Origin of the sequence: Mesorhizobium sp. M4B.F.Ca.ET.089.01.1.1 (assembly GCF_004022605.1) — a bacterium.
In the GTDB taxonomy this organism is placed as follows: Bacteria; Pseudomonadota; Alphaproteobacteria; order Rhizobiales; family Rhizobiaceae; genus Mesorhizobium; species Mesorhizobium abyssinicae.
Genome location: NZ_RZOS01001125.1, coordinates 1 through 688, shown reverse-complemented (window position 1 = coordinate 688; position 688 = coordinate 1). Strand labels below are relative to the sequence as shown.

Below are 688 nucleotides of genomic sequence, written 5' to 3'. Positions count from 1 at the left end.
GCTGTCGATCAATAGTGAATTCGCGGACAAGCTGACTGCGGCCGCCTCGGCCGGGTTCAGCGGGATCGAGATCGGTGAGCAGGATTTTCTCAGCCATGGCGGCACCACGGCCGAGATGGGGCGGATGGTCCGCGATCACGGCCTGACAATCGACCTGATCGTCCCCGTCGTGGATTTCGAGGGCATGCCCGAACCGCTGCGCCGCAAGGCCTTCGACCGGATCGAGCGTCGCTTCGACATGATGGCCGACCTCGGCACCGACCTCTTGTTGATCGCTTCGACCACCCGTCCCGAGGCTCTGGGCGGGGTAGACCGGATGGCGGCGGATTTCGCCGAACTGGGCGCGCGGGCGGCGGCTCGGGGGCTGCGCATCGGATACGAGGCTCGGGCCTGGGGACTTCACGTTTCGGATTGCCGCGACGCCTGGGAGGTCGTACGCCGGGCCGCACATCCGGCGGTTGGGCTGGTGCTCGACAGCTTCCACATCCTCGCGCGCGGGATTTCGCCAGAAAGCATCCGGGCCATCCCTGGCGACCGGATCTTTCATGTCCAGCTTGCCGATGCGCCGAGGATTGCGATGGACCTCGACTACAAGTCGCGTCACTTCCGCTGCCTGCCCGGCGAAGGAGACCTGCCCCTCGGTGATTTCTTGCGGGCCGTCGCGGCGACCGGTTATGCCGGGCCTGTC

General features: G+C 66.6%; 1 protein-coding gene. It reads left to right on the top strand.

The window, feature by feature from the left end:
* Position 1: 1 nt before the first annotated feature.
* Positions 2-688, top strand: a 687-nt coding sequence (locus EN780_RS36390) for a sugar phosphate isomerase/epimerase (RefSeq protein ID WP_133372962.1), incomplete at its 3' end; no start/stop codon positions are given.